The sequence below is a fragment of the Flavobacterium sp. genome (assembly GCF_040382755.1).
Taxonomy (GTDB): domain Bacteria; phylum Bacteroidota; class Bacteroidia; order Flavobacteriales; family Flavobacteriaceae; genus Flavobacterium.
This window is the reverse complement of record NZ_JBEIET010000203.1, coordinates 1-2,409: the sequence shown is the minus strand read 5'-3', so window position 1 is coordinate 2,409 and position 2,409 is coordinate 1. Positions and strand designations below refer to the sequence as shown.

The following is a 2,409-nucleotide window of genomic DNA, read 5'->3' as shown; positions in this document are numbered from 1 at the left end:
TTTATTTTGTATTCGTGTTTTTGGTATTTTTTATTTTGAATTCGTGTTTTTGGAATTTTATTTTGTATTCGTGTTTTTGGAATTTTACTTTCAATGATCCTTAATCTAATCGTAGTTCTTAACACAGCCTGTGATCGTCTTCAGATTTCTCAACTAAGTCAATTAGGGAAAATTATTTTTCGTTTCGACTATTCATTGGATCCACACCAACTCACCTTTTATAAGTATACCTTGCTGCCCTGCTTGTGTGACCTGTAAAGCTAAGCTGTCCCAACGTATAGTAAGCTGCTATGACATGCCACCTCTTGACAACATAAGTAACCATAAAAAGTCTTGCTTGATTTGTCCGGTTCTTCCAGACAAGAGTCAGTTTTTTCCTTATACCTGTTATTTTTAGTTCAAAAGTTTACAAAAGTTATAAGGCCACGGTTTTACAAAAGTTAATTTACGTAGGTTGCGTTTTATGCTTATAGAAGTAAAAATAGGTTCTCTTAAGTAATGGGTTGATAATTTCTTTAGTGATTTCCTAGAAAAATGCATGAGGAGACGGTGGTTTTTGGGAGATGTTATCTTTTATTGGTCATTGACAAAAACTCTCTCAACAATACTGGTGTTAGACACTTGGGCCGGCAGGATGGTATGATTGGGGGCAAGTACCATAAAGTTTTGGTCGTTAAGCGATAAAAGTCCCTGTTTTTCGTATTACAAATGCAGTTCTTCTAGTTCACTCTTCCCTGATGTAAGGTGGGAGTACTTCAACGTGCTGTTATCGAAGGGTATTTTCATAGTGGCTAGATAAAATGCCAAGAGTTCATAATTCGATATCTTAAAGTTTCCTATTATTCTGTTTGGTTCCTTTCAACATTAGTAGATGTGACTTTGGAGTATTTTTCTATGGATTGCAAGTGGGAATGCTACACGGCAGGATCGAGAATTACTAAAAATATTGTCAGAAGTCTTTAAAAGATTACAAGAAGAAAAATGAATGTACCAAAAAATTACGTTTAGTTGTTCCTCCAGATGTTATGGCGGATAAAATAAATATTTTTTCCAAGTACCTTTGATTTAATGACTGTTTAAAATCGAAGATTTTTTTTAGTTTTTTCGTTATATTAGTTTTTTTTTATTTTTAGCTTAGCTTGATAGTAAGAATAATCGCTAACAAATTCTAAGTTGCTTTGAACAGCTTGAAAAAGATGATTGGCCCTCTTTGAACGCTTTTTGGATGAAAAAGAACGTTAACTGTGATCGATTTTTCAACTTACTCCCAAAATATGTGATAAAAATGAAATAAAGAAAAACAGTTCGGCTTTTCTTTTGAATTTAAGAAATAAAAATTTACAGTAAGTTTCTAACTAATATTTTTATTATTTTTCTCAAATTTTTATAATTTTTATGGATTTTCTTATGCACTTCTTTGTTTTGGTTTATCCAAACATGGGGGTTGGAAAAGACTAAAGACCTCTACTATCTTTTCGACTATTTCATTCAACGAATCTCGTTTCTTCCAGTCAACGAAGCAATTCAAGAATTTTTCTTTACTAAGAGAAAGAAAATCAAAATCTACCGAGAAATATTTACTTAAGTCTTGGAAAAAAGAAAGAGTTATTTTTCTTTAATAAAAAAAGAAAATCAGATTCTAAAAAAAAATAAAATTATTTTCGAAGCTGCTGAAAGTAAATCCCCGCCTCGGTTTCGCCCCCGGGACGCTTCATTAGTTTCATTAGTAAAAATTCAAACTTCAATGGATAACAGAGTAAAAGTGAAATAAAAGTTCATAACCGTTTGGTAAAGAAAGGTTCAAAAGATAGGCTCAAAAAGATTCAGCAATAAGGGTAAAAAGTTTTTTTTTTCGTTTTTCTTGTTTTCTGCTTTTTTTCATTTTCCCTGGGTATGTATGGATCGTGATTTTGGACAAAAGAGAATAGAACGGGTTCGGCCATCTCTAACCAGTTTTCGCTAATTGGAGACTTTCTTCACTTTTCATGATAATAATGATAATATACTTTATTGTATTTTTTTAGTTTTTCTTGTTGCTTTTAATGTTTTTTTTTCTTTGTTTTTAAATTGCCATATTGCATAAAAAAGTTGTCGTATTCAAAACTAAAGCAGAAGATGGTAGCCAGAACAAGTCAAGAGAGGTTAAAGCTACAATCCTCAGCAAGCTAGGATTATCTGCTGTAAATATAATCCCAGACCTCAAAAAAAAGATGTATATAGTTGTAAAGCATCGCTCAAAGATTGGTAAGGCAGAAGGGATGAGAAATAATGAGAAATAAAGAGGGAAGAAGGGTATAGATCGAAATAAAAAGAACAGTAAAATTTTCGTTAACCTGATGTCATCACTCATCAATAATGGACATTTTACATTCTTTTATGTACAATTGAACTCTCACTTCAATGTTTTTT

Annotated in this window: 1 protein-coding gene; it reads left to right on the top strand. The window is 31.8% G+C overall.

Annotated features, from left to right (window positions below):
• Positions 1-2,075 precede the first annotated feature (2,075 nt).
• Entirely contained in the window at positions 2,076-2,279 is a 204-nt protein-coding gene (locus ABWO04_RS11185) for a hypothetical protein (protein WP_353079772.1), read from the top strand.
• Positions 2,280-2,409: the final 130 nt, after the last annotated feature.